Annotated in this window: 1 protein-coding gene; it reads left to right on the top strand. The window is 67.5% G+C overall.

From position 1 onward, the window contains the following. Nucleotides 1–54: 54 nt before the first annotated feature. Nucleotides 55–1,179: an IS30 family transposase gene (locus ACFYPG_RS33055; protein ID WP_387355119.1), complete on the top strand. Its 1,125-nt coding sequence runs from the start codon at nucleotides 55–57 to the stop codon at nucleotides 1,177–1,179. Nucleotides 1,180–1,186: the final 7 nt, after the last annotated feature.

Below are 1,186 nucleotides of genomic sequence, written 5' to 3'. Positions count from 1 at the left end.
CTTGGGCTCAAGTGGTTGTTGCAACGGGGTGGATTCTCGTCAGGATGAGGGGTCATGCCGGGGCAGAGGTTGGCGTCCGCGGAGCGGGCGCAGATTGAGGTGTTGTTCGGTCAGGGGTTGAGCTGCCCGCAGATCGCGGAGGTGATTGGGCGGGATCGGTCGACGGTGTGGCGGGAGTTGTCGCGTAGTCACTGCGGGACGGGGGGTCGGGTGTCGACGGGTCAGCGGCATCCGCATGGCCCGGCTCCGGGGTATGTGGCGGGGGTGGGATACCCGAAGGGGTGGGGTGGGGTGTATCGGTGGAAGTACTGTCACCGCAACGCTCAGGGCAAGGCGGACGCGCGGGCGCGGCGTCCCCGTGACGGGAAGTTGCGTCCGGGGTGGGGGCGGGCGTGGCCGCCGTTGTGGCAGACGGTCAAGGATCGTCTGAGTCAGCGGCACTCACCGCAGCAGATCGCCCGGTCGTTGCGGCGGGAGTTTCCTGACAGGCCGGAGATGTGGGTGTCACACGAGACGATCTACCAGGCGATCTACTTCCAGGCCCGGGGTGGGATGCGTCAGGAGTTGGCCCGGCAGGTCGCGTTGCGCTCCGGTCGGGCGCAGCGTCGGGCGCAGTCGCGTCAGGCCAGCGCGGCCCGGGGCCGGCCGTGGGTGCGTGATTTTCACATCTCGACTCGCCCGGCGGAGGTCGATGACCGGGCCGTGCCGGGGCACTGGGAAGGTGATTTGGTCATCGGCGCCCGAGGTTCCAGCGCGATCATCACCCTGGTCGAGCGGGCCACCCGATACGTGATGCTCGGCGCTCTGCCCGAATCGCGGGTCAGTGAACAGGTCATCGACACCCTCACCGGCCTGATGCGCCGCCTACCGGCCGAGCTGCGCAAGACCCTGACCTGGGACCAGGGCATCGAGATGATCTACCACCCCGTGTTCACCCTGGCCACCGACTGCAAGGTCTACTTCTGCGACCCCCACAGCCCATGGCAGCGCGGCAGCAACGAAAACACCAACGGCCTGCTGCGCCAGTACTTCCCCCGCTCCAGCACCGACTTCCGCACCTGGACCCAGGACGACCTCGACGCCGTCGCCCGCGAACTCAACGCACGACCACGCCAAACCCTCGACTGGCAGAATCCAGCCGAGGTACTCCACAAACACCTGGTTGCAACCGCCGCTTGAAACCGCC

The organism is Micromonospora sp. NPDC005553, assembly GCF_042871765.1.
Taxonomy (GTDB): domain Bacteria; phylum Actinomycetota; class Actinomycetes; order Mycobacteriales; family Micromonosporaceae; genus Micromonospora.
The sequence above is the reverse complement of the archived record's forward strand: the minus strand, read 5'-3'. Positions and strand labels throughout refer to the sequence as shown.

Coding starts and splice junctions, on each gene's coding strand:
- ACFYPG_RS33055 (WP_387355119.1), top strand. CDS start 55: ATGCCGGGGCAGAGGTTGGCGTCCGCGGAGCGGGCGCAGATTGAGGTG.